Source organism: Limnobacter sp. (assembly GCF_036846585.1).
In the GTDB taxonomy this organism is placed as follows: Bacteria; Pseudomonadota; Gammaproteobacteria; order Burkholderiales; family Burkholderiaceae_B; genus Limnobacter.
Genome location: NZ_DAIUBR010000001.1, coordinates 169,496 through 196,114, shown reverse-complemented (window position 1 = coordinate 196,114; position 26,619 = coordinate 169,496). Strand labels below are relative to the sequence as shown.

21 protein-coding genes are annotated in these 26,619 nt (G+C 53.6%); 13 read left to right on the top strand and 8 right to left on the bottom strand.

The genetic code is table 11. From position 1 onward, the window contains the following. Nucleotides 1-18: 18 nt before the first annotated feature. Nucleotides 19-3,675 (top strand): hypothetical protein, encoded by a 3,657-nt coding sequence (locus tag V7028_RS00860; RefSeq protein WP_334118215.1) that lies wholly within the window; start codon nucleotides 19-21, stop codon nucleotides 3,673-3,675. Here V7028_RS00860 and plsY read toward each other — a convergent pair. Next, entirely contained in the window at nucleotides 3,672-4,280 is a 609-nt protein-coding gene (plsY, locus tag V7028_RS00855; protein ID WP_334118214.1) for a glycerol-3-phosphate 1-O-acyltransferase PlsY, read from the bottom strand. The genes V7028_RS00860 and plsY overlap by 4 nt on opposite strands. A 35-nt stretch (nucleotides 4,281-4,315) precedes the next feature. Then, entirely contained in the window at nucleotides 4,316-5,215 is a 900-nt protein-coding gene (gene xerD / locus V7028_RS00850; RefSeq protein WP_334118213.1) for a site-specific tyrosine recombinase XerD, read from the bottom strand. A gap of 67 nt (nucleotides 5,216-5,282) precedes the next feature. Between xerD and pdxH the strand changes: the two genes are divergently transcribed. The 4 genes from pdxH (at nucleotide 5,283) to V7028_RS00830 (ending at nucleotide 8,207) form a co-directional block, all read left to right on the top strand. Continuing rightward, on the top strand, nucleotides 5,283-5,918 hold the full coding sequence (pdxH, locus tag V7028_RS00845) for a pyridoxamine 5'-phosphate oxidase (protein ID WP_334118212.1): 636 nt from the start codon (nucleotides 5,283-5,285) through the stop codon (nucleotides 5,916-5,918). An 18-nt stretch (nucleotides 5,919-5,936) separates the two neighbouring features. Then, on the top strand, nucleotides 5,937-6,560 hold the full coding sequence (locus V7028_RS00840) for an ANTAR domain-containing response regulator (protein ID WP_334118211.1): 624 nt from the start codon (nucleotides 5,937-5,939) through the stop codon (nucleotides 6,558-6,560). Next, entirely contained in the window at nucleotides 6,560-7,546 is a 987-nt protein-coding gene (locus V7028_RS00835) for a CmpA/NrtA family ABC transporter substrate-binding protein (protein WP_334118210.1), read from the top strand. Before V7028_RS00840 ends, V7028_RS00835 begins: the two co-directional genes overlap by 1 nt. 67 nt (nucleotides 7,547-7,613) lie before the next feature. Beyond that, nucleotides 7,614-8,207: a DUF2201 family putative metallopeptidase gene (locus V7028_RS00830; protein ID WP_334118209.1), complete on the top strand. Its 594-nt coding sequence runs from the start codon at nucleotides 7,614-7,616 to the stop codon at nucleotides 8,205-8,207. Between the two features lie 7 nt (nucleotides 8,208-8,214). Here the strand turns inward: V7028_RS00830 and glcF are convergent, their stop codons facing one another. The 6 genes from glcF to tsaD form a co-directional block, all read right to left on the bottom strand. Further along, nucleotides 8,215-9,465 (bottom strand): glycolate oxidase subunit GlcF, encoded by a 1,251-nt coding sequence (glcF, locus tag V7028_RS00825; RefSeq protein WP_334118208.1) that lies wholly within the window; start codon nucleotides 9,463-9,465, stop codon nucleotides 8,215-8,217. Between the two features lie 9 nt (nucleotides 9,466-9,474). After that, entirely contained in the window at nucleotides 9,475-10,551 is a 1,077-nt protein-coding gene (glcE, locus tag V7028_RS00820) for a glycolate oxidase subunit GlcE (RefSeq protein WP_334118207.1), read from the bottom strand. Between the two features lie 12 nt (nucleotides 10,552-10,563). After that, nucleotides 10,564-12,054, bottom strand: a complete 1,491-nt coding sequence (locus V7028_RS00815) for an FAD-linked oxidase C-terminal domain-containing protein (protein ID WP_334118206.1) — start codon at nucleotides 12,052-12,054, stop codon at nucleotides 10,564-10,566. Between the two features lie 105 nt (nucleotides 12,055-12,159). Continuing rightward, nucleotides 12,160-13,758, bottom strand: a complete 1,599-nt coding sequence (locus tag V7028_RS00810; protein WP_334118205.1) for a methyl-accepting chemotaxis protein — start codon at nucleotides 13,756-13,758, stop codon at nucleotides 12,160-12,162. A gap of 32 nt (nucleotides 13,759-13,790) precedes the next feature. Next, the gene (locus V7028_RS00805) at nucleotides 13,791-14,267 is read right to left on the bottom strand and encodes a Cache 3/Cache 2 fusion domain-containing protein (RefSeq protein WP_334118204.1); all 477 of its coding nucleotides are present in this window, start codon (nucleotides 14,265-14,267) and stop codon (nucleotides 13,791-13,793) included. Nucleotides 14,268-14,398: 131 nt separating this feature from the next. Beyond that, nucleotides 14,399-15,481, bottom strand: a complete 1,083-nt coding sequence (gene tsaD, locus V7028_RS00800; RefSeq protein WP_334118203.1) for a tRNA (adenosine(37)-N6)-threonylcarbamoyltransferase complex transferase subunit TsaD — start codon at nucleotides 15,479-15,481, stop codon at nucleotides 14,399-14,401. Nucleotides 15,482-15,597: 116 nt separating this feature from the next. Between tsaD and V7028_RS00795 the strand changes: the two genes are divergently transcribed. The 8 genes from V7028_RS00795 (at nucleotide 15,598) to V7028_RS00760 (ending at nucleotide 26,557) form a co-directional block, all read left to right on the top strand. Further along, entirely contained in the window at nucleotides 15,598-17,490 is a 1,893-nt protein-coding gene (locus V7028_RS00795; RefSeq protein ID WP_334118202.1) for a CocE/NonD family hydrolase, read from the top strand. 295 nt (nucleotides 17,491-17,785) lie between these two features. Beyond that, nucleotides 17,786-20,242, top strand: coding sequence for a nitrite reductase large subunit NirB (nirB, locus tag V7028_RS00790; protein ID WP_334118201.1), 2,457 nt, complete (start codon nucleotides 17,786-17,788; stop codon nucleotides 20,240-20,242). After that, entirely contained in the window at nucleotides 20,242-20,613 is a 372-nt protein-coding gene (gene nirD / locus V7028_RS00785) for a nitrite reductase small subunit NirD (RefSeq protein ID WP_334118200.1), read from the top strand. The genes nirB and nirD overlap by 1 nt, the downstream gene beginning before the upstream one ends. Before the next feature lie 19 nt (nucleotides 20,614-20,632). Next, nucleotides 20,633-23,482, top strand: coding sequence for a nitrate reductase (locus V7028_RS00780; protein ID WP_334118199.1), 2,850 nt, complete (start codon nucleotides 20,633-20,635; stop codon nucleotides 23,480-23,482). 17 nt (nucleotides 23,483-23,499) lie between these two features. Continuing rightward, nucleotides 23,500-24,486 carry a DNA-binding protein YbiB gene (gene ybiB / locus V7028_RS00775; RefSeq protein ID WP_334118198.1) on the top strand — a complete coding sequence of 329 codons (987 nt, stop codon included), beginning with the start codon at nucleotides 23,500-23,502 and terminating at the stop codon, nucleotides 24,484-24,486. After that, entirely contained in the window at nucleotides 24,473-25,702 is a 1,230-nt protein-coding gene (locus V7028_RS00770) for an NAD(P)/FAD-dependent oxidoreductase (protein ID WP_334118197.1), read from the top strand. Before ybiB ends, V7028_RS00770 begins: the two co-directional genes overlap by 14 nt. Before the next feature lie 185 nt (nucleotides 25,703-25,887). Beyond that, a complete protein-coding gene (rpsU, locus tag V7028_RS00765) occupies nucleotides 25,888-26,100 on the top strand; it encodes a 30S ribosomal protein S21 (RefSeq protein WP_257511444.1) in 213 nt (70 codons plus the stop codon). A 10-nt stretch (nucleotides 26,101-26,110) separates the two neighbouring features. After that, nucleotides 26,111-26,557 (top strand): GatB/YqeY domain-containing protein, encoded by a 447-nt coding sequence (locus V7028_RS00760; RefSeq protein WP_334118196.1) that lies wholly within the window; start codon nucleotides 26,111-26,113, stop codon nucleotides 26,555-26,557. The last annotated feature ends 62 nt before the right edge of the window (nucleotides 26,558-26,619 follow it).

The following is a 26,619-nucleotide window of genomic DNA, read 5'->3' as shown; positions in this document are numbered from 1 at the left end:
GATCGGAGTAAGCTGCTCATGGCTAACAACAGTTCCCCTGTTATCACATTTCCTACCGGTGGGGATATTCCCACCGGTTCCGCTGAGTCATCCTCCACTGGTCCAATCATCTCTCCGGTGGTTACGTCGGGCTTGGTTGCCACCCAGGTGAATGCCAACTTTTGCAAAGTACCGCAGCAGCCTCATGTGATTGACATGATCAAAGAGTGCTACAAGATGGGTGGCAAAGAAGAGATCAGCGACGCCCTGAATTCCTTTATCGATGGTTTGGCCAAAAAGGTAGAGGCAGGTGGTGGACAGAAAGCAGATGAAATCAAATCCTTGATTGTTGAGATACTCCAGAAAGTTGAGTTTACTGCCGACGCAACAGTAATCCCTGTGACGGCGCATATACCTCCCGCCTCACCGGTCACTTCTTTGCCGTTGGCAACATCCAAGGAAACCGTTAAGGCAACAGGTATCTGGGGAAGGTTTGGTAGCTGGCTTGGTGGCGTGTCCAAGGAGCAGGCGGTACTTCAGAATTTGCAGAAAGTTGCAGTTGAAGAAGGCGTACCTGAAAAACTGGTTCAGTACAAAAAAGAACTTCAGTTAGCAAAGCGGGAGGAGGTATTAAAACAAAAAATTACCGAAACTACAGCGCAAATAAAATTGTTGCCTGATCTGGATGCATTTAAGAAAGTATTGAATGATGTTGAGGGTGGCGTCAAGTTACTGGGTAAAACCACCTTGGCAGAAAAGAAAAGTCTTGTAGACACCCTTCGGAAAACTGATTTGCTCAATCGGAAGCAAGACAAATCCGTGACCGATCAACGTATTCAGCATTCAACCATTGAAGCTTTTGTTTCTGGAAAAAAGTCGGTGCCCGTCGCTGGCGTACCTGCCGATCCTATGCGCTCTCTGGTACAAAAACTTGAGGCCAGGTTGTCGAACAAGGCAATGGATCAGAGGGCCAAACACGACGCTGCCATTCCCGGGTACAAAAAACTTCAGTCCCAATTGGCTGAATCAGTTCAAAATATTGTGATACCTGTGCTTGAACCACAAGTTGAATTGAACGCTGCCAAACTCAATGCACTTTCAGAAAGAATTACAGAACTGGAAAAACTCGAGAAAGACAAATTGCCTGATCTTGAAGCCAAGAAAGAAGTTGCCAATAAGGCTGACAATTTCGACGAGCTGAATTCATTGATCGATCAAATCATGGCGAGTGAAAAAAATATCAAAAATCTTGATACGCTGAAAGAAAAGATCGCAGAAATTCAAGGCTCAGTATCTGCGGCGGGTGTTGACCTTAGCGCCATTCGTCAATTGAGTCTTCAGTTCGGTGTTACGCGAAGCAGCGCCAACGTGTTGCCATTTAATCTGCACATGCTGGGCAACGGGGTTGAGTCGCTGTCGGTCAATGAAGGTTTTAGTCTGAATCAAGCTTTGGAATACGGGCGTTCCGGCAGGGCCAATAATGCGATATCCAGGTCGATTGCCTTGCGAACGCATCTCGCTGAGTTTGGATCCGATTTCAATGTTTATGAAAACGCAAAGAATCCGGTAGTGGATACGGTACGGGGAGATGGGCGTTCGTTCCTCAGCGATCTCGGTGGTGCTTTGCGTTCTCCTGACAGTGAGCGTGCAGATAAAGTACTGGCGTTTCTCAGTACCAAAGAAGGCAGAAAATACACCCATCGTTTGGCAGCGTGCAATGTAACCGCAGCAGGTTTTAATGCAAAAACGCTGCAGCTTGATGCGCCTTCTTTGGCCTATAAAGTTGAATCTGGTTTTGGTGCCCTCAAGAAGCTGATGGTTGGCCGTGCCGGTGTGTATGCGCGCGACCCCGGTGAATATGTTGGTAACCGGCTATCAGTAGTAAGTCGGCTATCGAGCGTCTTGCAGAAAGAGTTGTTCAGGGACGGCAAACCCGTCAGCCTGGAGCATGCAGTCATCACGCCGCAGCATGCGGTTGAAGCGTCTTCACTGATTTTGGCGGCCCTGCCGAACGATCTGTTGACGATTAACCACCTTGAAGTAACGCGCTTCATGAAATCACTGAAAGAATTTGAGAGCGAAATTCAATCTGCTAAAGAGCAGAAACAGCCCGTCAGCGCCGATAAGCAATTGTCTTTCAAACAGGCGTTAACTCAGTTTCATAAGGATGCAGCACTGTGGATTTCGAGAAGGGGTGCCTCTGACGCAGACAAATCAGTTGCCGTTGCGAGGCAAATTTCTACTGAAATTGCGACCAATGGTCGCAAAGGTTTTTTCCGGCGCGCCACTATTTCTGTGGGTAACTTTATTAATTTGGCTGGCGGCAGGGGAATTCGAGAGGGGTGGTCATCACTTCAGAATTATCTCTCGCAAATTAATCAGAAGGAGCGCTTGCGTCAGCAGCTTGGCAAGCCTGAGAATCTGGCTGTTATTGCTGATTTGAAACGCCGTTTGCTGCCGCTTGCAAATTCCCCCAATGAGTCGGAAGTGAATAATGCGAAGGCTTTGAATAACTATCTGAGCGGTAAAAGTTTGACCGTCGAGTTAAAAGGTGATTTAAGTCCTCAACTCAAGAAAGTTCTCTTGGTGATGGGTGATTTTTTACAGAATGCTTGGCAGCCGCTTTCCAAAGGCAAGTCTATGCCAGCGGTAATTGGATTGTCAGCCTCCCAAATCAATAGCCTCCCCAATTTTTCGTCAACGCCATTGAGGCGGTTCACTGTGGGAATATCTGAGGATTCACAGGCTACCCCCGTCACAATGCCTGTGATTGCAGCGGCCCCGGCCATCCCCGTTGGCGTACGGTCGGCATTGTTCAGCAATCAATGGATTTCCAGTCTTTGGGGACGTGTGCTCAATGAGGGGTCAAATCCAGACCAACAACTGGCCAGACTAAAAGCCGAGTATCAGGAAGCTTTCCAGGTTGATCTCCCAGAGGGGGGTGGCCTTGCGTTCTCGGATCAACAGACAAAAGCCTATTTCAAGAATCTTGAGTCATTGAATGAAATTGCTGTGTTTGCCGGTCGGAACGTCAAAGACATTCCAGGCCCAACCATGGAAAAAATGAAAGATCTGACACCGATTCTACTCAATATCAAAAGGGGGGCGGTGTTGCAGAGCCAACTGGCACCCCTTGGCACTCGAACGCTTCAGAATGTTTCCGGTGACAAAGCGAGATGCTGGCTAAGGTCCTCATGGGGAGCAGCCGTGAATGCGCTCTCTAAAGATGAGTTCACGAAGAGGGTCGGCTTGGTTGCACAATCCATGAATGATGAGTTGGGTACGCGCAATTTGACCTCAAATGAAATTGGTCAAATCTATGATCAAATCAAAGCGGATCCACTGAATGGTTTGCAGACAAAGCCAATACTTGAATACAAGCAACGTGCCTTGATGATTTCGCTCATGGGCAGGGCAGACGGCAGCTGGAAGAAAGGCAGCACACTAGAGACACTGAATCAGTTGAAAGATGGAGAGAATCCACAGACTGAGGGCGATTTCGGGGTCTTGTTCTTGAAGGCGCTCGACTTGCCGGTGATTATTCACAATGGGACAGATGCAATTCCGGACGTTTACTTGCCCGAAAACTACAAAACGGATCAACATGGCCATCCTGACACTTGGCCAACTCTTCGATATGACGGAACCGGGCAAGCAGGCCACTGGCAGTTTTATGAAAAACCGGCAGCCGCTTAACTTTTTTTCTGCCCAATTTTGCTTTCTTTGCCCGAAATCAAGTTTGCAATATTTTGTCTGTGTCGGTAAATCAGCAGGGCCGACATTATCGCGATTGCGGTTGCCTGGCCGTTGATGCCAAACAGCAGCACGTTGTAAAACACAGCAAACAGGCTGGCAATCAGTGCTGCCAGTGATGAATAACGGAAAAAGTAAGCAATTACAACCCAGGTAACGGCGGTGGCCAGGCCCAACACCCAGTTCAGGCCCAGTAGTACGCCCAGTGCGGTGGCAACGCCTTTGCCACCTTCAAATTTGAAGAAGATTGGGTACAGGTGACCAATGAAAGCGGCCAGTCCAATCCAGGCAATGTCAATGCGGCTGTAACCCAATTGGTCTTGAAAATGAAACGCCAAGGCCACGGCAAGTGTGCCTTTCAAGGCATCGCCCAACAGAGTCAACACAGCTGCTTTTTTGTTGCCGCTGCGCAGCACATTGGTGGCCCCCGGATTTTTCGAGCCATAAGTGCGCGGGTCGGCCAGGCCTACAAATTTGGAAACAACCACTGCAAAAGAAACGGAGCCGATCAAGTAGGCGATTAGCAGGCCAGCGGCGAAATTAAGCAAAAGTGTCTCCTTGTTATTGGGGTTTGGCGTCGATTCTAGCGACTTTTTGATCTTGGGTGTCTTTGATTGAGCAAGGTATGCAGGTGTTCTTTGGCGACGTGGGTGTAAATTTGGGTAGTGGCAATGTCTGCATGGCCCAGCAGTAGTTGTACCACCCGCAAGTCAGCGCCGTGGTTAAGCAGGTGTGTGGCAAATGCATGGCGCAATACGTGGGGGCTGATGGGGGAGTTAATTCCCGCCATCAAGGCCAGCCGTTTGACGTTTTTCCAGAAACCCTGCCGTGTCATGGGTTTTCCAAGGTGGGTTACAAACAAAAAGTCGCTGATTTTGCCTGTCAGCAATTCACCCCGGGCCCGCTGCAGATAAAGCTGAATCGCCAGCCTGGCCGGCTCGCCCATGGGTACAAGCCTTTCTTTGTTGCCTTTGCCCAGCACTTTCACTGCGCCCGCGTTTAGATCAACTGCCCGCAGGGGCATGTTCACCAACTCGCTCACCCGCAGGCCGCTGGCGTACATGAATTCAAGCATGGCTTTGTCGCGTTGGCCGGCTGCGTGGCTTACATCGGGTGCCGCCAACAGGTCCAGCATTTGTTGTTCACTCAGCGTTTTGGGAATTCGCAATCCGCGCTTGGCACTGTGAATTTGTTCACAAGGGTTGTCTTCGCGTTGTTTTGTGGTGTTGAGCCACAGGTAAAAGCGTTTGTAGCTGCTTAGTTTGCGGTTCAGGCTGCTGGGCTTCAATTCCGGCAAATCATGCACGCGGTTTCGGATGTGTTCACTGCTGGCCAGTAGCATGCTTTCATTGAACTTTTCTTCCAGCCAACTTCCCATTTGTTGCAAGTCGCTGCGGTAGGCTTGCAGCGTGGCTTTGGCCAATCCTTCCTCAAGCCACAAAGTGGTGCAGAATTCGTCGATGAGATTGGCATTGCTCTTCATTGTGGTGCTGGCAGCATGTGAAAATAAAGGTCATCATACCTTCAGCAGCACCAAGGAGTTTCGTTTTATGTCCATCGCCGATTTACGAAAAGATTACACGCAAGCCACTTTGGACGAAGCCGACGCCTTGCCCAACCCGTTTGATTTTTTCAAGTTGTGGTTTGACCAGGCATTGAATGCGGATTTGCCCGAGCCCAACGCCATGACGCTGGCCACGGTGAATGCGCAGGGTAGGCCGTCAGCGCGCATCGTGTTGATCAAGGGGTTGGACGATCGGGGGTTCACGTTTTTCACCAATTACGAAAGTCGAAAGGGGCAAGAACTGGGGCAGAACCCGCATGCAGCCATTTTGTTTCACTGGATTGAACTGGAGCGGCAGGTTCGAATTGAAGGCCGGGTTGAGAAGTGCAGCCCTCAAGAGTCCGATGCGTATTACCTGTCGCGGCCGGCCGGCAGCCGCTTGGGTGCCTGGGCTTCGCCACAAAGCCAGGTCATCGAATCACGAGGTGCGCTGGCAGCACGAGTGCACCAGGCCCGGGAACAACAGCAGCGTGACCCGCAAACCCGGCCACCATTTTGGGGCGGTTACCGTTTGGTGCCCGATTTTTTTGAGTTTTGGCAAGGTCGACCTTCGCGACTTCATGATCGCTTGGCCTACACCTTGCAAGGTGATTCATGGGCAATGTCCCGTCTTGCCCCTTGAGGATGAGTAAACCCGTTCATGGTCAATAGCAAAACCGGCAAAGCCGCAACACCTCCACTTAAAGTACTCTTGGTCGACGAAGAGCCAGGCCGCGCCGCCATACTGGAACGCGCCTTGCTTGATGCTGGTTATGTGCTGGTGTCCCGCCTCAGTTCGGTCGATCGTTTGGCCGAGCATGTGGCGGTGTCCCAACCCGACATCGTGATTGTGGACATCGACTCACCCGATCGCGATTGCCTGGAAAACATGGCGGTGTTGTCTCGCAGCAACCCAAAGCCCGTCATCATGTTTTCTGATGAAGACAACGAGGACACCATTGCCAGCGCAATCAAGGCAGGGGTGAGTGCTTACGTGGCCGATGGCATGAACCCGGACCGGGTTCGCCCAATCGTGCAGGTGGCGGTGGCTCGTTTTCGTGAATTTCAGGCCCTGAAAAACGAGTTGCAGAAAACCCGGGATCAACTTGCCGACCGCAAGCTGATTGACAAAGCCAAAGGCCTGTTGATGAAGCACCGCAATTTTAATGAAGACGAGGCCTACCACGCCATGCGAAAGCTTGCCATGGAGCGCAATCAGCGCCTGGTAGATACAGCCCGCAACGTGATTGAGGTCTTTGAAATGTTGGGCGGAGGTGGTTTGTAATGCAACAGGAAATTCGCATTGGCGTAATTGCCCTGACCGACTCTGCTCCATTCGTGGTCGCCCGGAAAATGGGTTTTTTCGAGGCCGAGAATTTGTCTGTGGAATTGCTCAAGCAGGCATCTTGGGCCACGCTGCGTGACAAGCTTGCCTATGGTGAAATTGACGCGGCACACATGCTTTCGCCTATGGCGATTGCCCTTCAACTGGGTTTGGGGGGTTCTCCAAAAAAAGACGTGTTGGCGCCACTGGTGTTGAATCGAAGTGGCAATGCAATTACAGTCAGCAAACCTTTGGCAGCGCTAATTTCCGGGCTTGTTGAAGGTGAAACTCTGGGGTCAAAATTGCGTGCCGCAAAATCTCGCGGAGAACGTGTCATGGTATTCGGCACTGTTTTTCCGTTTTCCATGCACACTTTGCAGCTTCGCCGCTGGTTGCGCCTGAATGATGTGGACCCGGATCAGGATGTGCGCTTTGAAGTGGTTCCTCCCATTCGCATGGTGGCCTCGCTGCAAACCGGGTTGATTGATGCTTTTTGTGTCGGCGAACCCTACAATTCGCTGGCGGCTAACGAGGGCTTGGGCACCATTGTGGCGACCTCCAATAGTTTGTGGCCCAATGCCCCCGAAAAGGTATTGGGGTGCACCCGTGCCTGGGCTACCGAGAACCCGATTGCATTGAGCGGTTTGAGCAAAGCGCTTCGACGTGCCTGCGTGTGGCTCGAGGGTGGAGTAGAAAACCGCAGCAAGGCAGCAGCCTGGTTGTCCACCTCTGATCATGTGAATTTGCCAGGCTCTGTGCTTGAAATGGCCTTGTTGGCCACGATCAAGGGGGGAACAGATCCGTTTATTCAGTTTGACGGCGCTGAGTTGACCGAGGATCAACGCTCCATGTTTGAATCACTTTTGGTTGAAACCCATGCATTGACAAGTACCCGCCCCTTGGAACCGGCTCAGTTTGCCAGTGGCTTAACGGCTTTTGGTTTTTAGCCGATTGCAAGGCACTGATATCGTGATTACACTGGGGCGGTGAAATTGCTCGAAGTTGGAGTGCAGTATGTGGAGTAACCGCCTTGGCGTAGTTGGATTGGTAGTGCTTGTGGCGTTCAGTGGTGCTTCGTTGCCTCTCAGTGCGGGCGCAGCCACCCAAACAGACATTGACCAGGCGATTGTTCAATTGGGCAAGGCTGTACCTGGCATGACGCTTAAGGTTGAGCTAACAAAAACCTGGAGCAGGGCCTATATATCTGACCGTGCCGAAGGCGCGCTACTGACCATGGATCCCGATTTTCTGAACCGCTTGACACCCGATGGCGTGATGTTTGTGGTGGCCCATGAATATGCGCATGTTCACCTGGAGCATCAAAAAAAGTTGGGGCTAAAGGCCATGGAACTGGCTGGCCTGCCCACGCCCGACATGGCTTTCGATGCCATTGAGCGTAACCCCGCCACCATGGAAAAATTGCACGCCATGAACCGTCAGTTTGAACTGGATGCAGACGAAGCCGCAACCAAGTGGCTGGCCAGCCTGGGCATTGGTGCCTGCACCGAAGATGTGTTGCGCAGCATCGATGGCGCTGACATGATGATGCCGGTGGTGCCCTCGCACCCCGGTTATTACAGCCGCAGACAGATAATTTGCAGTAGGTAAGCTTTTCTCAAACTGCTTGCGCCACCCACTCTACCCAGTGGCGAACATCTACGGTGGCGTCGCTTTCCAAATGCCCCAGGCAACCAATGTTGGCCGATGCGATGGCCTGTGGTTTGCCTGCCATCAAGTTGGCCAGCTTGCGCTTTTTCAGTTCTTTCGACAATTCGGGTTGCAATACCGAGTACGTACCTGCCGAGCCGCAACACAAATGTGAGTCGGCAACCGGGGTTAGCTTGAAGCCCAAGGTGGTCAGCACGTTTTCAATGACGCCCTTGATTTGCTGGCCGTGTTGCAGTGTGCAGGGTGGATGAAATGCAATGGTGCCGGGAATGCGTTGCTGTTCAATGGCCGCTTTCACTTTCGCGCCCAGGCGGGTCAGGCTGTCGGCATTTTGCCGGGTGATGAATTCGCCAATGTCCAGGGTTTTGTCGCTAACCAGCCTGGCTTTCTCGGCGTACACCGGGTTGTTCTCGAAATGGTGCGCGTATTCACGAACAGTAACGCCACAACCTGATGCATTCATTACCAGGGCTTCGGCTTCACCACTTTGCAGCAGTGAATACCAAGCATCAATGTTGGTTTTCATTTGGGCCAAACCACCAGCGTGGTCGTTCAGGTGAAACTTCACCGCGCCACAACAACCTGATTCCTGAACCACCGTGCTTTGAATGCCCAGTGCGTCGAGAATGACTGATGTTGCAGAATCAATTGACGGCATCATGGCCGGTTGTACGCAACCTTTCAGCAAAATGACTTTGCGAGCGTGTGCGGTGTTGGCAAAGGGCAAGGTGGCGCGTTTGGCGGGCACTTTTTTCTTGATGCTTTCTGGCAGAATTCCACGCACTGCCTTGCCCATGGCCATGCCAGCCGTGAACAGGGGGCGGTTGGTCATCAGCATTTTCAGGCTTTCGCGGGTTAGCTTCTCTGCCATCGGGCGTTCCACGCGCTCGTCTACAATTTTTCGGCCAATGTCGATCAACTGGCCGTACTTCACGCCTGAAGGGCAGGTGGTTTCGCAGTTACGGCAGGTTAAGCAACGGTCCAGGTGTTGCTGTGTTTTGCGGGTAACCTGTTTGCCTTCCAGCACTTGTTTAATCAAATAGATGCGGCCGCGTGGGCTGTCCAGTTCGTCGCCCAATATTTGGTAAGTGGGGCAGGTGGCCGTGCAAAAACCGCAGTGCACGCACTTGCGCAAAATGGCGTCGGCGGCCTTGCCATCGGGGGTGTCTTTGATCCAGTCGGCGAGTTGGGTGTCCATGCGTTCTACTTACAAAATGGGTGACAGGCGGTTGATGCTGAACACACCGGCCGGGTCGAATTGTTCTTTCAGGCGACGTTGTAGTCTCAGCATCACTGCATCGGGTTGCTGGAATGCGTGCGCACGCGCTGCTTCATTGTCCGTGCGGTACAAGGTGGCGTGGCCGCCCACGCGTTTGGCAATGGCGCGAATTTGCTCGACAGTCACTTCCGCGTCGGAGCGGAACCAGCGCAAACCACTGCCCCATTCATGCACGCTTTTGCCGTGCATGGCCAGGTCCACCGTAGTGGGTGGCACAGCCATGCGCCACAAGTCACCTTCGCACTTGAAAAATTCATGTTGCTGGTCGCGTACGCTGGCCCAAAAGGCGTGGGCCTGTTGGTTTTCCATTTCCTGCCCGCCCATGTTTTTCAGTGCGGCTTGAACTGCAGCACTGGCGCCACGCAGGCGAACAGTCAGTTTGTCGTTTTCATAAAACGTGGCGGAAATGGGCAAGGGTTTGGACAACCATTCATTGCTTTTCGCAATGGCTTGGTTCACATCCATCTCAAATTGCAGGGTGGCTTCAGCGGGGGCAACCGGCATCACCTTGATTGACAGTTCCGTGACGATGCCCAGTGTGCCCATGCTGCCGGGAATAACACGGGCCACGTCGTAACCGGCCACGTTTTTCATCACTACGCCACCGAAGTGCAACAATTGGCCTTTGCCATCCAGCAGGGTGCAGCCCAGCACATAATCTTTCACGCCACCCTTGCTCAAGCGGGCTGGGCCAGCAAGGCCACTGGCGATGGTGCCGCCAATGGTACCGCCAGCACTTAGGCGCGGCGGCTCAAAAGCCAATTCCTGTTTCTGTGCAGCCAATGCCGCTTCTACTTCCGCAAGCGGTGTACCTGATTTCACGGAGATTACCAATTCCGTGGGTTCGTATTCCACAATGCCAGCCCATTGGCGCATGTTCACTTCTTCGCCTTGCAGGGGGCCGCCGTAAAAATTCTTGGTGCCGCCACCCACCGGACGAAGTTGTGTGTTGTTGCGTGCAGCCAGTTCAACCCGCTTGCACAGGTCGTCGATAAAGTCGCTCATGGTCTCGTTCTTTTAAAAGCGTGGCAGGTCTGCAAAAGGCACTTGGCCACCGTGCACATGCATGCGGCCATATTCAGCGCAGCGGTGCAGGGTGGGTATGGCCTTGCCGGGGTTGAGCAAGCCGGGTTCATCGAAGGCTTTTTTCACGGCAAAAAATGCATCCAGCTCCGCGCGTGAAAACTGCACGCACATCTGGTTGATTTTCTCGATGCCCACGCCGTGTTCACCGGTCACTGTGCCGCCCACTTCCACGCACAGTTCCAGAATTTCTGCGCCGAAATCTTCAGCACGCTTGATTTCTTCGGGCTTGTTTGCATCGAACAGAATCAGCGGGTGCAAATTGCCGTCTCCTGCGTGGAATACGTTGGCGCAGCGCATGTCGTATTTCTTTTCCATCTCGGTGATGGCGTTCAGTACGCGGGCCAGGCTACGGCGGGGAATGGTGCCGTCCATGCAGTAATAGTCGGGCGACACACGGCCTGCGGCAGGGAATGCATTCTTGCGACCCGCCCAAAATTTCAGGCGCTCGGCTTCGCTTTGCGATACCTTGATGGCGGTGGCACCGCAGCCGTTCAGCACGCGGGTCATTTCGGCAATTTCTTCGGCCACTTCTTCCGGGGTGCCGTCGCTTTCCAAAAGCAGAATGGCTTCCGCTTCAGTGTCGTACCCGGCTTTTACAAATGGCTCTACCATTTGCGAAGCGCGCTTGTCCATCATTTCCAGACCAGCGGGAATAATACCGGCGGCAATTACCGCTGCAACGGCATTGCCTGCATTGGCCACGTCGTCGAAGCTGGCCATGATCACCTGCGCCAGCGCGGGCTTGGGCACAAGCTTCACAGTCACTTCCGTAACCACGGCCAGCATGCCTTCAGAACCAATCACCAGGTTCATCAGTTCAAGACCGGGTGCGTCGGGCGCTTCGGAACCGAATTCAACGATTTCACCTTCAATCGTGATGGCCCGTACTTTCAATACATTGTGGACGGTCAGGCCATATTTCAGGCAGTGCACGCCGCCGCTGTTTTCGGCCACATTGCCGCCGATGGTGCAGGCAATCTGGCTGGAAGGGTCGGGTGCGTAGTACAACTGGTGTTGTGCCACAGCTTCAGAAATGGCCAGGTTGCGCACGCCGGGTTGTACCACTGCGCTGCGCGATTGCACATCCACTTTCAGAATTTTGTTGAACTTGGCCATGCCCAGCAAAATGCCGTGCTTGTGGGGCTGTGCTCCACCTGAAAGGCCGGTGCCCGCGCCACGCGCCACCACGGGCACGTTCAGCTTGTTGGCCAGCTTCAGGATTCGAATCACCTGTTCTTCCGTGTCAGGCAGGGCCACCACCATGGGCAGTTGCCGAAACAGGCTTAGCCCATCGCATTCGTATGGTTTGGTGTCTTCTACTTCATGCAGCACGGCGTGGGCTGGCAGAATTTGATTTAGCCCGGCAATTACCTCAGCCCGTTGGGCAGCATTCAGAGCGAAATCTTCGTTGGGTGCGTTCATGGCAGTACCTCATCTACAGCCTGTAAGCATACCCATTTCTGATTGCGGTTGGTAATTGGTGCTTGCCCGAATCAGCTTTGTGCCCTGGTCAAATCACCTGTGTGTTTAAACTACAAATCGTGATACGGCGTGTTGTAGCTGATTGGCGCGTTCATCCAGTCGGTTGGCCACCTCGCTCGCTTTTTGAGCAACAGACGAGTTCACAGTCGATGCGTCCACAATTTCCCCGATTCCGCTGAAAAATCTTTCCATGCTTGTCTGTTGCTCTTTGAGCAACAAACCAAATGCCTCAAAGGTTTGATTCATTTTGTCGGATTCGGTGTGCAGCAGTCCCATGTCCTGCTCAGACCCCGCTACTTTTTGTAGTGCAAGGTCAGACTTTGAATTGGCATCCGATGTCATTGCAACGGACTGTTGAATTTGATTCTGAATGTCCAATATAAGTTTCGAAATCTGGTTTGCTGCATTGGCGGTATCTTCCGCCAGTTTGCGTACTTCGTCGGCCACCACGGCAAAGCCCCGCCCTTGCTCACCGGCACGCGCGGCTTCGATGGCGGCATTCAGCGCCAGCAAATTGGTTTGATCCGCAATTTGCTTGATGGTGTTGATAATTCCACCAATTTTGGTCGAGCTTTCATTCAGGGTGTCAATACGCTCGCCGTTCTTGCTCACAATTTCTACCACACTGTTTACTGAAGACGCTGTTTCACGCATTGACTGAATAGAGTTAAGAAGCTGGCCCCGCGTTTTCGAGGACACTTCCTGTGCCGAGTTGAGATAAGAGCAAGACGACTCCAGTTTGGCATTGGCGTCCGTGGCGATGTTGCTCAAAGAGTCGGTAATCGATTCTTGTTTTTGGGTGCTTTGTGAAATCTGCAGTCCAGAGGAACGAACCTCGTTAACGGCTGTCCCGATTTGTTCCGCAGACACCCGGATGCCTTTCACCGTGTCGCAAAAGCTGCTCATCAGTGAATCAAAAGAAGATGCAATCGATGCAATCTCGTGTTTTTCTTTCAAGTTGACGCGAAGGCTGAGGTTTGAAGTTTCTTGCACTTGCTGAATAACCGCTTGAAGTTTGTTCACTGGTCTTGAAATGGAGCGCCCGATCAACCAGGCAATGATTAGCCCCGCCAGAACAGCCAGCCCCCCGACAATGGATACAGTTTGAATTGCAGTATTGCCGAGGGCTTGGGCGTTCAACTTTGACTGATCAATGCTGCTTCTGGTCAATTGCAAAACGGTACCCAGTTGTTCTTCAGATTGTCGCGCCGATTTGCGGGTCTGGACTGTGGCCAACATTCTCTGGGGACCAATCCCGGCTTTCATCATGGCGTCAAAATTTGTTTTGTACTGCGTCAGGCTGTTTTCCAGCTTGCCCAGCAAGTCTGTAATTTCTTGGGATTTAAGCACTGAACTTAGCCGGACACTTTTTTGCGTTGCCTCAATAGCGGTGCTCAAGTGCTCATTGACAGAGTTTTGCAGAATGGGGTCGTCTGCATACATCAGATCCTTGATGGGACGCTCTGCCTTGAGGAACTCAACTTGAGCCAAAGCGGTTTGGGATTGGATTTCGAACTTGGAATCGACCAAGACTGTGAATGACTCGTTGAGATTGCCCAACAAGCTGGCGACCAAAACCTGGCAGGCAATCAACAGCAACAACACAAATCCAAACCCGGCATAAATCCGCTTGACGATACTCATACTGACCCCCAATTCTCGATTGCTGTTGTGACTTATTCCAGGGAATAGCCGACGTAGTAAATTCCAATGGTGGCGCCACTGGCATTTACGATGGGTTCATAACCTGTCTGGAAAATTTTCCCAAGAATGTCCACTGGGCCATAAAATGGCTTGCCACTGTCAATGGCGGCCTTGGCGGGGCCCGAGGGGTCGAGTGGGGTGCCCACAGCGCGTTGACCTGCTTTCATCACATTGGTGCTTCGGCGAATGTAGTTGTTGCCTTCCTTCACAAACAGGGTGGCTGTACCGCCATGCTTTTCCTTGATTTTGTCAACCACTTTGAAGTCGCCGTTGATTTTTGAGCTGCCAAAGTACAATTGGTCGCCTTCAAGGCGAGGTTGACCTTGAGCAGCAAGTTCTTGCTTAAGCGCGCTCATCGCTTTGTTCACTTTTTCATCGGCCATGGCGGGATTGACCACGCACACAGTTGCTGCCACTGACAAAAGGCATCTTGATAGAAATTGGTTCACTTGAATCTCCTGGTGTGTATTGGGTAGGAACGACTGGAACTACTTGACTATCGCAAATACTACGCAAGTGAATTGGTATCAAATGAATTGAACAGGGGCGGTTTTTGGCTGTAATTTGTGTGATCAGTGGTTTAACAATTGCCCGACGGGGCTGCCAATTCACACCGTGGCTGCGTGTGCATGCTGTAATCACGAGAATTCAATAGTTCAGGTTTTTCACGCAATTGCATGGCGCCTGCAAAAGCAATCATGGCGCCGTTGTCGGTGCACAGGCTTAATTCCGGGAAATACACATCGATGCCGCGTTTGTGTGCTGCTTTCACAAGTTGTTCGCGCAACAAGGTGTTGGCACCCACGCCACCAGCCACAACCAAACGTTTGTGGTCTTGGTGCAAGCAGGCTGCCAAGGCTTTCTTCACCAGTGTTTCAACAATGGCGGCTTGAAAACTGGCGGCCAGGTCGGCTTTGTCGGCATCACCAATTACCATGGTTTCGGAAGGCCGCTTAACGCCCGCCAACTTCATGGCTGTGGTCAGTACGGCGGTTTTCAGACCTGAGAAGCTGAACATGTAGTCGCCGCTGTGCAACATGGGGCGGGGCAGTTTGAAGCGTTCAGGGTTACCGTTTTCTGCCAGTTTTGACAGGGCAGGGCCACCCGGGTAGGGAAGGCCAATCATTTTGGCGGTTTTGTCAAAAGCTTCGCCCGCTGCATCATCCAGTGTTTCACCCAGCAAGGCGTACTTGCCCAGGCCTTCAACGCCCATCAACTGGGTATGCCCGCCGCTTACCAGCAGTGCAGTGAACGGAAATGCAGGTGGATTGATGGATAGCAAGGGCGACAGCAAATGCCCTTCCAGGTGGTGCACGGGGATGACAGGCAAGTCAAGCCCCATGGCCAGGCTGTAGGCAAAGGCGCAACCCGCCATCAGCGCACCGGGCAAACCAGGGCCAGTGGTTACGGCAATAGCGTCCACCTCGGTGATCGAGATGCCGGCCTGTGCGAAGGTTTCGTCCATCAAAGGGATCAGGCGGCGAATGTGGTCGCGCGAAGCCAGCTCGGGCACCACGCCGCCGTAGTCTTTGTGCATTGCAATTTGTGAATACAGGGCTTGCCCCAGAATGCGGCCATCGGTGGTGCACAGGGCCACACCGGTTTCGTCACACGAACTTTCAAAGCCAAGCACAATTTTCGGAGGATTTGCAGCGGAGGTCACTTCGGGCAGCCAGAACAGGGTCAACGTTCTATTTTAGCGTGGCTTCGGTAAGCAATTGAATCTGAAAGGGTTCAAGTGCAGGTAATAGTCAAAACATTACAAATCGGAGACATTTCATGTTGATCGGCGTCACCAGATTACTGGGACCCCTGCTATTGGCAGTTGGGCTTGCGGGTTGCCTGTACGAGGCTGATCAGACAACGGTCGGTAATTCAGGCCCAAGCGGCGGTGGTGGCGTAACCCCATCTGAAACTGAAATGCCGTTGCGGGTGAAAAACCAGCAAACGGCCATGGGCCATGCGGCGCGTGTGGAGCAGCTTACCATTGCCGCGTTTGACGGCACTGAACTGGCGCTGACTGTTTACTTCCCCGAACTGGACGCGGGCGAGGCCACCCCACTGTTGCTGCACTCCCATGGTTTTGGTGGCACCCGGGCCGCGACGCTTGATTTCGACGAGGCCACGCAAACGTCCGAAATTGGTGTGGACACCCTGCAGGTGGCGTACAACGAAAAAGAGCCAGTGCCTGGGCGTGCCGGCTGGTACGTTATTTCCTATGATCAGCGTGGTCATGGCGACACGGGCGGCAATGTCACCATTCTTGATCCGGATTTTGAAGGCAAAGACTTCAAAACCATTCTGGACTGGGCCGAAGCCAATTTGCCCAACCTGGGTTACCGCAGCAAGGCCGGGGCATTGAACCCGGTGGTGGGTACCATTGGTCGCAGCTATGGTGGCGCTTTTCAGTTGATTGGAGCGGGGCTTGATTCCCGAATTGATGCCATGGTGCCCAATGGCACCTGGTACGACCTGCGCTACAGCCTGAACCCCGGCGGCGTGCCCAAAACCACCTACCTGAACGGATTGGTGGCAGGTGGTTTGGAAAGCAACCGTGGGCGCTACGACCCCTTTCTGTTTCAGGGCCTTGCCGAGGCCAATACCACCGGAGTTGTGTCCGAGGAAATCGTGAAACGATTGGGTTCGCAAGGCTCCATTTCCTATTGTGATTTGTCTGCAAACCTGCCAAGGGGCATGACCCTGAAAACCGATGTGCCCGCCTTTTTTATCCAAGGCGCCACCGATGTGTTGTTCAACCTGAATGAAGCGATTCAAAACTTTGAGTGTTATCGCAAGGTGAATGCAGACGCAAAATTGTTGTTTGTCAAATACGGGCACCTGCTCAATGCCCTGGGTGTGCAGCAAGACCCCAATGTGGCGCTGGAAGGCACGGGGGCCAAATACGCCTTCAATGAAAGCCTGATTTGGCTGAAAACCGCGCAAAACAGATGCCCTGCTGCGAATTGGGATGCGGCAACAGGCCGTTGCGTCATTCCACTGAAAGACATGATGTTCCAGTTTCTGGCCCAGCATTTGGTGGGCAGCAGACAGGCCCGGTCTGCGGATTACCTGGGTTTCGGCCCTGTGCCACTGCCTGAAATTGCGTCGGTGCTTGAAGACGGCAGAAATGACCCCACCGCAGTTGAAGTGAAGTCCAATTCGTCGAACCGCCCCAAACTGGAAGGTGTGCGTGCAGCTTCAGCGTTCACAGCACCCACACAGGTGATGGCGGGTGTGGCAGGCCTGTTCTCGGGTTTGACATCAACACAGGCGGCGCAACTGGCTCAACCGGTGTACGTTGAATTGAACAATGCCAATTTGCCCGGTTGTTTCGTGGGTACGCCCAAAGCCACCGTGAAAGTAGAACCTGTTGGCCCGGCTTCGCCGGAAGCGCCCATTGTGTATGTGGGGCTGGGCTTGACGCGTGCCGATGGCACCCAAACCGTGTTGCACGATCAAATTACGCCTTTGAAAGGCTATGGCGAGAAAGCAATCGAGTTGCCCGGCATATCGGTTCAGCTACTGGAAGGCGATTCGCTTACCTTGACCATTCAAGGCTATAACCCGGTTTTTGTCAGCAGTTTCAACCGCTTGCCAGTGCCCGTCACTGTAAGCGCCAGCGTGGCTTTGCCCAATCAGATTCAAGACCCAAGTGGTTTTTGCACGCTGTAACAAAGAAGCGCACCGTTCTATGCAGAATGGTGCGTTGCACTAGTTGGGTGCCAGCCATCCAGTCCAGTTTCTTTCCGTTTCAATAAAAATAGCCTCTTTGTGGTGCAAAACCACGTGGAAATGGCTGGCACGACCTTTGCATATACACGGGTGTAGGTCGTCAACGGCGGCGATCTGCAGGTGGATTGACAGGTCTCCTGAGGTTGCGTTTGCGGCCAAGGGAGTTGGACAACGGCGTCCGTGCTGCTTCGTGCAGCCGGGGGCCGTTTTTTTTTGGTAAATTGGGATCGAAGATATGCTGATGTCCGTCAAAAAACAGAAGCTGGTGGTGATTGGTAACGGCATGGCCGGTATCCGGGTGGTTGAGGAGCTGATCAAGCTCGCCCCTGAATTGTATGAAATCACCGTGTTTGGCGCAGAGCCGCATCCCAATTACAACCGGATCATGCTTTCGCCAGTATTGGCTGGAGAGCAGAAGTTCGAAGAAATCGTGCTCAATGATTGGGACTGGTACACCAGCAACAACATTACCCTGCACGTGGGTCGAGAGGTCACGGAAATCGATCGAGTGAGGCGTGTGGTGAAGTGTGCCGACGGCGCCACTGCACCTTACGACCGTTTGCTGCTGGCCACGGGTTCCAACTCCTTTATTCTGCCCGTGCCCGGTTCAACCTTGCCAGGCGTGATTGGGTACCGCGACATTGCGGACACCGAAGCCATGCTGGAAGCGGCGAAGCATTACAAGAAAGCCATCGTGATCGGTGGTGGCCTGTTGGGCCTTGAAGCCGCGAACGGCCTTGCCATTCAGGGCATGGACGTGAGCGTGGTGCACTTGCCCACCTGGTTGATGGAGCGCCAACTCGACCCCACCGCAGCGGGCTTGTTGCAAAAAAGCCTGGAAACCAAAGGCTTGAAATTCTTGCTGGCCAAGAACACCAAGGCCTTGCATGCGGGCTCCGATGGTCGCGTGGCGCAAATTGAATTTACGGATGGCGAAATTCACGATGCCGATTTGGTGGTCATGGCCGTGGGCATTCGCCCCAACGACAAGCTGGCAGCCAGCAGCGGCTTGCACTGCAACCGTGGCGTGGTGGTGAACGACACCATGCAAACCATCACCGACCCCAAAATTTATTCGGTGGGTGAATGTGCCAGCCACCGTGGTATTGCCTACGGTTTGGTAGCTCCCTTGTTCGAACAGGCCAAGGTGTGTGCCAACCACCTGGCGCAGTTCGGCATTGGCCGTTACGAAGGCTCTGTTACTTCGACCAAATTGAAAGTAACGGGTGTAGATCTGTTTTCTGCCGGCAATTTCATGGGCGGCGATGGCTGTGAAGAATTGCTGCTTTCTGACCCCATTGGCGGCGTGTACAAAAAGCTGGTCATCAAGGAAGACAAACTGGTGGGCGCCTGCCTGTACGGCGACACAGTCGATGGTTCCTGGTACTTCAAGCTGATGCGTGAAGGCAAAGCCATCAAGGAAATTCGCGAGAAGCTGATGTTTGGTCAAAACAACATTGGTGACACCGGCCACGAAGGGCAAAGCCAGGCCAGTAAAATGGCCGACACGGATGAGGTCTGCGGTTGCAACGGTGTGTGCAAGGGCACCATTGTTCAGGCCATTAAAACCAAAGGTCTGTTCACCATTGAAGAAGTGCGCAAGCACACCAAGGCCAGTGCATCCTGTGGTTCATGCACCGGTTTGTGTGAACAGATTTTGATGAGCACCGCAGGCGCCGATTACTCCGCCACGCCCAAAACAAAACCCATGTGTGGCTGTACCGACCATGGCCACCAGGTGGTTCGCGATGCAATTTTCAAGCATCACCTGACCACGAAAGAAGAAGTGTTTTCAACCATGAACTGGCGCACGCCCAACGGCTGTGCAAGCTGTCGCCCGGCTGTGAATTACTACCTGATCAGCTCCTGGCCCGGCGAGGCGGTGGACGATCCACAAAGCCGTTTCATCAATGAACGTGCGCACGCCAACATTCAGAAAGACAAAACCTATTCTGTGGTGCCACGCATGTGGGGTGGCGAAACAACCGCCGCTGAACTGCGCCGCATTGCCGATGTGGTCGACAAGTACAACATTCCAACCGTGAAAGTAACGGGTGGGCAGCGCATCGACTTGCTGGGTGTGAAAAAAGAAGATTTGCAAGACGTGTGGAAAGATTTGGACATGCCCAGCGGCCACGCTTACGCCAAAGGTTTGCGCACAGTAAAAACCTGTGTGGGTAGTGACTGGTGCCGCTTTGGCACGCAAGACAGCACCCAGATGGGCAAAGACCTTGAGCACGCCCTGTTCAAAATGTACGCGCCACACAAAGTCAAACTGGCCGTGTCGGGCTGCCCGCGCAACTGCGCTGAAAGCGGCATTAAGGATGTTGGCGTAATCGGTGTTGATTCCGGTTGGGAAATTTATGTGGGTGGCAACGGCGGTATTAAAACCGAAGTGGCCCAGTTCCTGTGCCGCGTGAAAACTTCCGATGAAGTGCTGGCCATCAGCGGCGCATTCCTGCAGTTGTACCGCAAGGAAGGTTGGTACCTGGAGCGCACCGTGCATTACCTTGAACGCGTTGGGCTTGATCACGCGAAGTCCAGGGTGGTGGACGATGTGGCCAATCGCAATGCCCTGTGGGCCGAGCTGCAGGCCGCTCTGGCCATTGAGGAAGACCCATGGCACAAGCCCAAAGAAGCGCAGGTTGATTTGCGCCAGTTCATTCCAATCAAACTGGCAGAGGTGGTTTAATGTCGGCATCATTACTTAAGGAACAGAAGGAAATTCAAATGGAATGGATCGACATTTGTGCAGTAGAAGACATCCCCGTGTTGGGATCACGCATTGTGCGCCGCCCCACAGGGCAAGACATCGCGGTTTTTCGCAACAGTGAAGAACAAGTGTTTGCATTGCTCGATGAATGCCCGCACAAGAAAGGCCCGTTAAGCCAGGGCATCGTGCACGGCACCACGGTGACGTGTCCGTTGCACAACTGGCAGATTGGTCTGGCTGATGGTTGCGCACGTGAACCCGATGAAGGTTGCACCGCCAAATTCACCGTGCAAGTGTTGGACGGCCGCGTGCACCTGAAAGCCAGTGAAGTCAAAAACCACGGCATTTAATTTCCGGAAAATCATTCCAATGACCGAATTGCTGCAACCCATTCAAAACACCAAAACAACCTGCCCGTATTGCGGCGTGGGTTGTGGTGTGGTGGTGCGCACGCAGGCGGGAAAAATTATCGATGTAAAGGGCGATGAAACGCACCCAGCCAACCTGGGCAAGCTGTGCAGCAAAGGCAGCAAGCTGGCTGAAACAGCCACGGTAAATGTGTATGGACAAGTGCGCGCAAGCCAGCCTTTGTTACGCATTCAGCGCGACCAGCAAGTGCAGGCCACCGACTGGAGCACCGCGCTTGATTTCACCGCGCGTGAATTTGCGCGGTTGATTTCAACCTATGGACCCGACAGCGTTGGCTTTTACATCAGCGGGCAGTTGCTCACCGAAGACTATTACGTGTTCAACAAACTCGCCAAGGGTTTGATTGGCACCAACAACATCGACACCAATTCACGCTTGTGCATGAGCAGCGCCGTAAGCGGTTACAAACGCACCCTGGGTGCCGATGCACCGCCCTGCAATTACGACGATCTGGCCTTGGCCGATTGTGTGTTCATTGCCGGTTCCAACATGGCCTACGCACACCCGGTTGCGTACCGCAGGCTGGAGGCCGCACGCGCAGCCAAGCCTGACCACAAGCTGATTGTGGTCGACCCCCGCGCAACCGACACTGCGCTAATGGCTGATTTGCATTTGAAAATCCAGCCTGGCACGGATGTGATGCTGTTCAACGCCATGCTGCACGTGATGATGCAAAACGGCTGGCTTGACATGGCCTACATCAACAAACACACAGAAGGCTTCGAAGCCGTGGCCAAAGGCCTGGCCGATTACACACCCAAGCTTGCAGCCAGCGTGTGTGGAGTTCCCGCGGCGGACATTGTTACAGCCGCCACCTGGTTCGCCCAAAGCAACAGGACACTCTCCCTGTATTGCCAAGGGTTGAACCAGGCCACCACGGGAACTGACAAAAATACATCGCTGATTGCCTTGCATTTGGCCACTGGCCAAATTGGCAAGGAAGGCGCAGGCCCGTTTTCGTTAACAGGCCAGCCCAATGCCATGGGCGGCCGCGAAGTGGGTGGATTGTCCACCTTGCTGCCTGCGCACCGTGAATTGAACAACCCGGCGCATGTGGCCGAGGTTGCTGCATTCTGGGGTGTAAAAAAAATCAGTGCCACCCCCGGCGCCAGTGCAGTTGAAATGTTTGATCAGCTGGAGCAGGGAAAAATCAAAGCAGTGTGGGTGGCCTGCACCAACCCCGCCCATTCATTGCCCAATTCGCAGAAAGTGGCACGTGCCTTGCAGAACGCTGAGCTGGTGGTGGTGCAAGATGCCTACTTAACTCCCGCCACTGTGCAGTACGCCGATGTGCTGTTGCCCGCCACCACTTGGGGCGAGAAAGAAGGCACTGTGACTAACAGTGAAAGGCGCATCAGCCGCGTGCGGCCTGCCATGCCCGCTTATGCCGATTCAAAAAACGACTGGCAAATCGTGGTTGAGTTCGCAAAGCGTTTGGAGGTGGAGCTGCACAAGCTTGGCGTGGAAAGTCCACGAATCGATGGTGGCACCAGCGCTTTCATGCCTTACAGCAGCACCGAAGAAATTTTCAACGAGCACCGCGACACCACGCGGGGCCGCGACCTGGACATCACCGGTTTAAGCTATGCGGTGTTGGAGACTAAGGGCCCACAACAGTGGCCCATGCCAGAGGGGCAGCCCGAAGGCAAAGCCCGCCTGTACGAAGATGGGGTCTACCCCACAACCACAGGCAAGGCAAAGTTTGTATTTGCACAATATGAACCTGTGGCCGAAGAAGCCGACGCGCGCTTTCCATGGCGCTTGAATACGGGGCGCTTGCGCGACCAGTGGCACGGTGGCAGCCGCACCGGCACGCTGGCCGAGTTTTTCTCGCATGAAGCAGAACCGGTCATTGCCATGCACCCGGCCGATTTCAAGCGATTGAACTTGAAGCCCAGTAGTTGGGTTTCCGTGAAGTCGCGCCGCGCCACCATTACGCTGCGCGCCAAGGAAGATGAATCGGTTGCCCGCAATCAGGCTGTGTTGCCCATGCACTGGGGGCCTGAGTTCTTTGGTGGCAAGTCGGGTGTGGGTGGCGTCAATGCGCTCACCATTGAGGCATTCGACCCGTATTCCAAACAACCTGAACTCAAGCATTCAGCCGTGAACATTCAGCGTGTGCATTTGCCCTGGCAGGTCGTGGTGTTTGTTCACAGCGAACAGTGGTTAAGCCTGTGGCAAAAAGCCCGTGCGCTGTATGCGGAATTTGATGCCGCCGTGTGCGTGCCCGTGGGGCGTGAACAAACCGGTGTGCTGTTTCGCGCAGCCAGTGCGCAAGCGCCCGCCAAAGAAATCATTGACCGACTGCAGGCCTTGTTTGAATGCGAGGGCAGTGATGTCATGGTGTATTCTGACCCGAAAACCGATGCCCGCCGCCGCATTGGCGTGAAAGTTCAAACCACGCAACAAGGGCAAGCCGCCACGCTTAGCAAAGTATTTTTGGCAGGCAGTATTGAATCGGAAGGTTGGCTGCGAAATTATTTCGACCAGCAACTCGATGTCATGCCGTTGCGCAGTTTTCTGTTGGCACCCGCCAGTCAACCACCGGGCGTGCAAACCGAGGCAGTGCGCATGGTGTGCAATTGCGTGGGGGTGTCTGAACAATCTATCCGGCAAGCCATTGAAGCTGGTATTGCGATAGTCTGTGCAAAGAACCAGAATGCTGGCGAAAGCGAATTGCTTGCCGGGTTGCAAGGCAGCCTGAAATGCGGCACGCAATGTGGTTCGTGTGTGCCTGAAATTCGAAAGCTGATTCGCGCACAGGCCAGCCTTGCTACAATAGCGCCTTAAGTAACATTTGAGTCGCTATGCCCAATTCTGTTCAAACCGACAAGTTTTCTTGCGCACCCTTCATTAAAGAAATCGGTCGCGGGAAAGACGGCGCGCGCGGCCTTCCCCGTGAACAGGCCAAATCCTTGTACGCCGCCATTTTGCGTGGCGAGGTGTCGGATTTTGAGTTGGGTGCCGTACTGATCGCTTTGCGGGTGAAAGGCGAAACCAACGATGAGCTCATCGGTTTTCTGGATGCAATTGCCGAGCACTGGCCCGATGAAAGCCATTCGCCACATTTCCACACCCTGCAGGCGCTGAATGCGCAATCCAAAGCCGGTGGCAAGCCCGTGGTAGTCATTCCCAGCTACAACGGTGCACGGCGCAAGCCCAATTTCACACCATTGTTGGCAGGTTTGCTGGCCCAGCGTGGATACCCGGTGCTGGTGCACGGTCTTGAACACGATTTCACAGGGCGTGTTACCAGCGCGCAGGTGTTTTCGCACCTGAACTGGAATGCGCTGGAACTGGATTACACGGCCCCTGTGTATTTGCCCATGGCGCACATTTACCCGCGCATTGAAGCCTTGTTGCAAACCCGCAAAGTGCTGGGGGTACGCAGCTGCACACACACCTTGGTGAAATTGATGGTGCCCAGCGCATTCAATAATGCACTGCTGGTAACCAGCTACACCCATCCGGAATTCTGGAATTTGCAGCGCGAGGTGTTGTGCGCAACAGGCCATACTGCCTTGGTGTTGCGTGGTCACGAAGGCGAACCGGTGGCCGCCCCCTACCGCAGCCCCCGCATGGACGGCGTGAAGGCTGGCAACACCTGGCGCATTGCCGAACCCGAGAACCTGTTTACCGAGCAGCCAGACCCCCATCCGGACATTGATGCGGAATCTACCGCACGCCTGATCGAAATGTGGCTGAATAACCCACAGGAAATGCCCCACGGCTTTGCACGCCAAATTGACGCCATTGAAGCGGTTCACCACGCAGCAAGCCATGCAGCAATTTGATGTGCTGGTGATTGGTGCCGGTGCAGCGGGCCTGATGTGTGCCGCCCAGGCCGGGCAGGGTGGTTTGCGTGTGGCTTTACTGGACCACAGCGAAAAACTGGCCGAGAAAATTCGAATCAGCGGTGGCGGGCGTTGCAATTTCACCAATGCGAATGTATCTGAGGAAAACTTCATCTCCGAAAGCCCCCGCTTCGCACGCTCGGCGTTGGGTCGCTACACCCCCGCCAATTTCATTTCGCTGGTGAAGCAATACAACATTCCCTTTCATGAAAAACACAAAGGTCAGTTGTTCTGTGATCGCAAAAGCGACGACATCATCGACATGCTGGCCGCTGAATGCAATGCAGGCAAAGTGAAATGGTTTCGCCCACACAGCGTGAATGCAGTGGAGCATGATGGCAGCCAATTCAAGCTAAGTACCACGGCAGGCCCCTTGCAGGCTCGCCATGTGGTGGTGGCCACGGGCGGTTTGCCTGTGCCCAAAATTGGCGCAACCGATTTTGGCCTGAAACTGGCCAAGCAATTTGGCCATGCGCTGGTGGACCAGCGGCCCGCGCTGGTGCCGCTGACTTTCGATTCGGCTTTGTGGGAACCCTTTGTGGAACTGGCCGGCGTGGCATTGCCCGTACTAAGCCGTGGCAGCGAGCCCCATGCCCCCTGGTTTGATGAAGACCTGTTGTTTACGCACCGGGGCTTGAGCGGCCCGGCTGTGTTGCAGGCCTCTACCTACTGGAACCCCGGCAAGCCGATTACCCTGAATTTGTCGGGCAGGCAAACCGATGCAGCCGCGTTTCAAGTCGATTTGTTACAGGCCACGCTGGGTGCAAAAGCCAATGCCGAGAACTGGTTTGCCGCGCAAGTGCCGCACTGGCCCAAGCGTTTGGCGCAAGCTTGGTTGAACAAACCGGAATTGCAGACCATTGCCGGGCGCAAGGTGGCTGAACTGGGCAAAAAGCAACTGGGTCCCTTGGCGCAGTTAATTGCAGCCTGGCAGTTGGTGCCCAGTGGCACAGAGGGCTACAAAAAAGCCGAGGTGATGCGTGGCGGCGTCAGCACTGCCGATTTGCAGCCCAAAACACTGGAATCGCGTAAAATTCCCGGCCTGTATTTCATCGGGGAAGTGGTCGACGTAACCGGTTGGCTGGGGGGCTACAACTTCCAGTGGGCCTGGGCCAGTGGCTACACAGCGGCCCACGCAATATTGAGCCAAAAATAGTTGAAAATCCTTGAGAAAACTGGCTTTTGCATGGTAATATCTCGGTCTTTGCCAGATTCTTGGCGGTAACTCTTTGCTTTAACATATTGGGTTTTGTGGAAAAAATACGCAAAATCAATGGCTTAGTTAAAATGCATTGGGGTACATCGAACCGAAACAACTTACGAACACCCGATTGGAGCCTTATGCCAAACGTTCGCGTTAAAGAAAACGAGCCTTTTGAAGTTGCCCTGCGTCGCTTCAAGCGCACCATTGAAAAAACAGGTCTGTTGACAGAACTGCGCTCACGCGAGTTCTATGAAAAGCCAACCGCTGAACGCAAGCGCCTGAGGGCTGCTGCCGTAAAGCGTCACTACAAGCGCCTGCGCAGCCAGATGTTGCCCAAGAAAATGTATTGATCTGTTGGATATGTCACTGAAAGCGCAAATTCTTGAAGACATCAAGCTGGCCATGAAGGCCCGTGAGCAAGAAAAGCTCACAACGCTTCGAATGCTCTCAGCGGCAATCAAACAAAAAGAGGTCGACGAACGCGTCGAACTCGACGATGGGGCGGTTCTCGCCATCATCGAGAAGCAAATCAAGCAGCGAAACGAAGCCGCCATCCAGTTCGAGCAGGGTGGTCGGCCAGAATCTGCCGAGGCTGAAAAAGCCGAAGCAGCTGTTTTGGCTGCCTATCTTCCCGCCCAGTTGTCTGAAGCCGAAGTTGTGGCTGAAATTCAGGCAATTGTTCAAGCCTTGGGCGCAACTGGCCCGCAAGACATGGGCAAGGTAATGGGTGCCGTCAAAGCCAGGTTGGCTGGCAAGGCCGACATGAGCAAGGTTTCCGGTTTGGTCAAGGCCGAGTTGTCCAAATAAGCGCGCTTTTCGTTTTCTTCCCCTTGGGTTTGTTATTCTAGAAGTCGAGCCTGCGGCTCTGA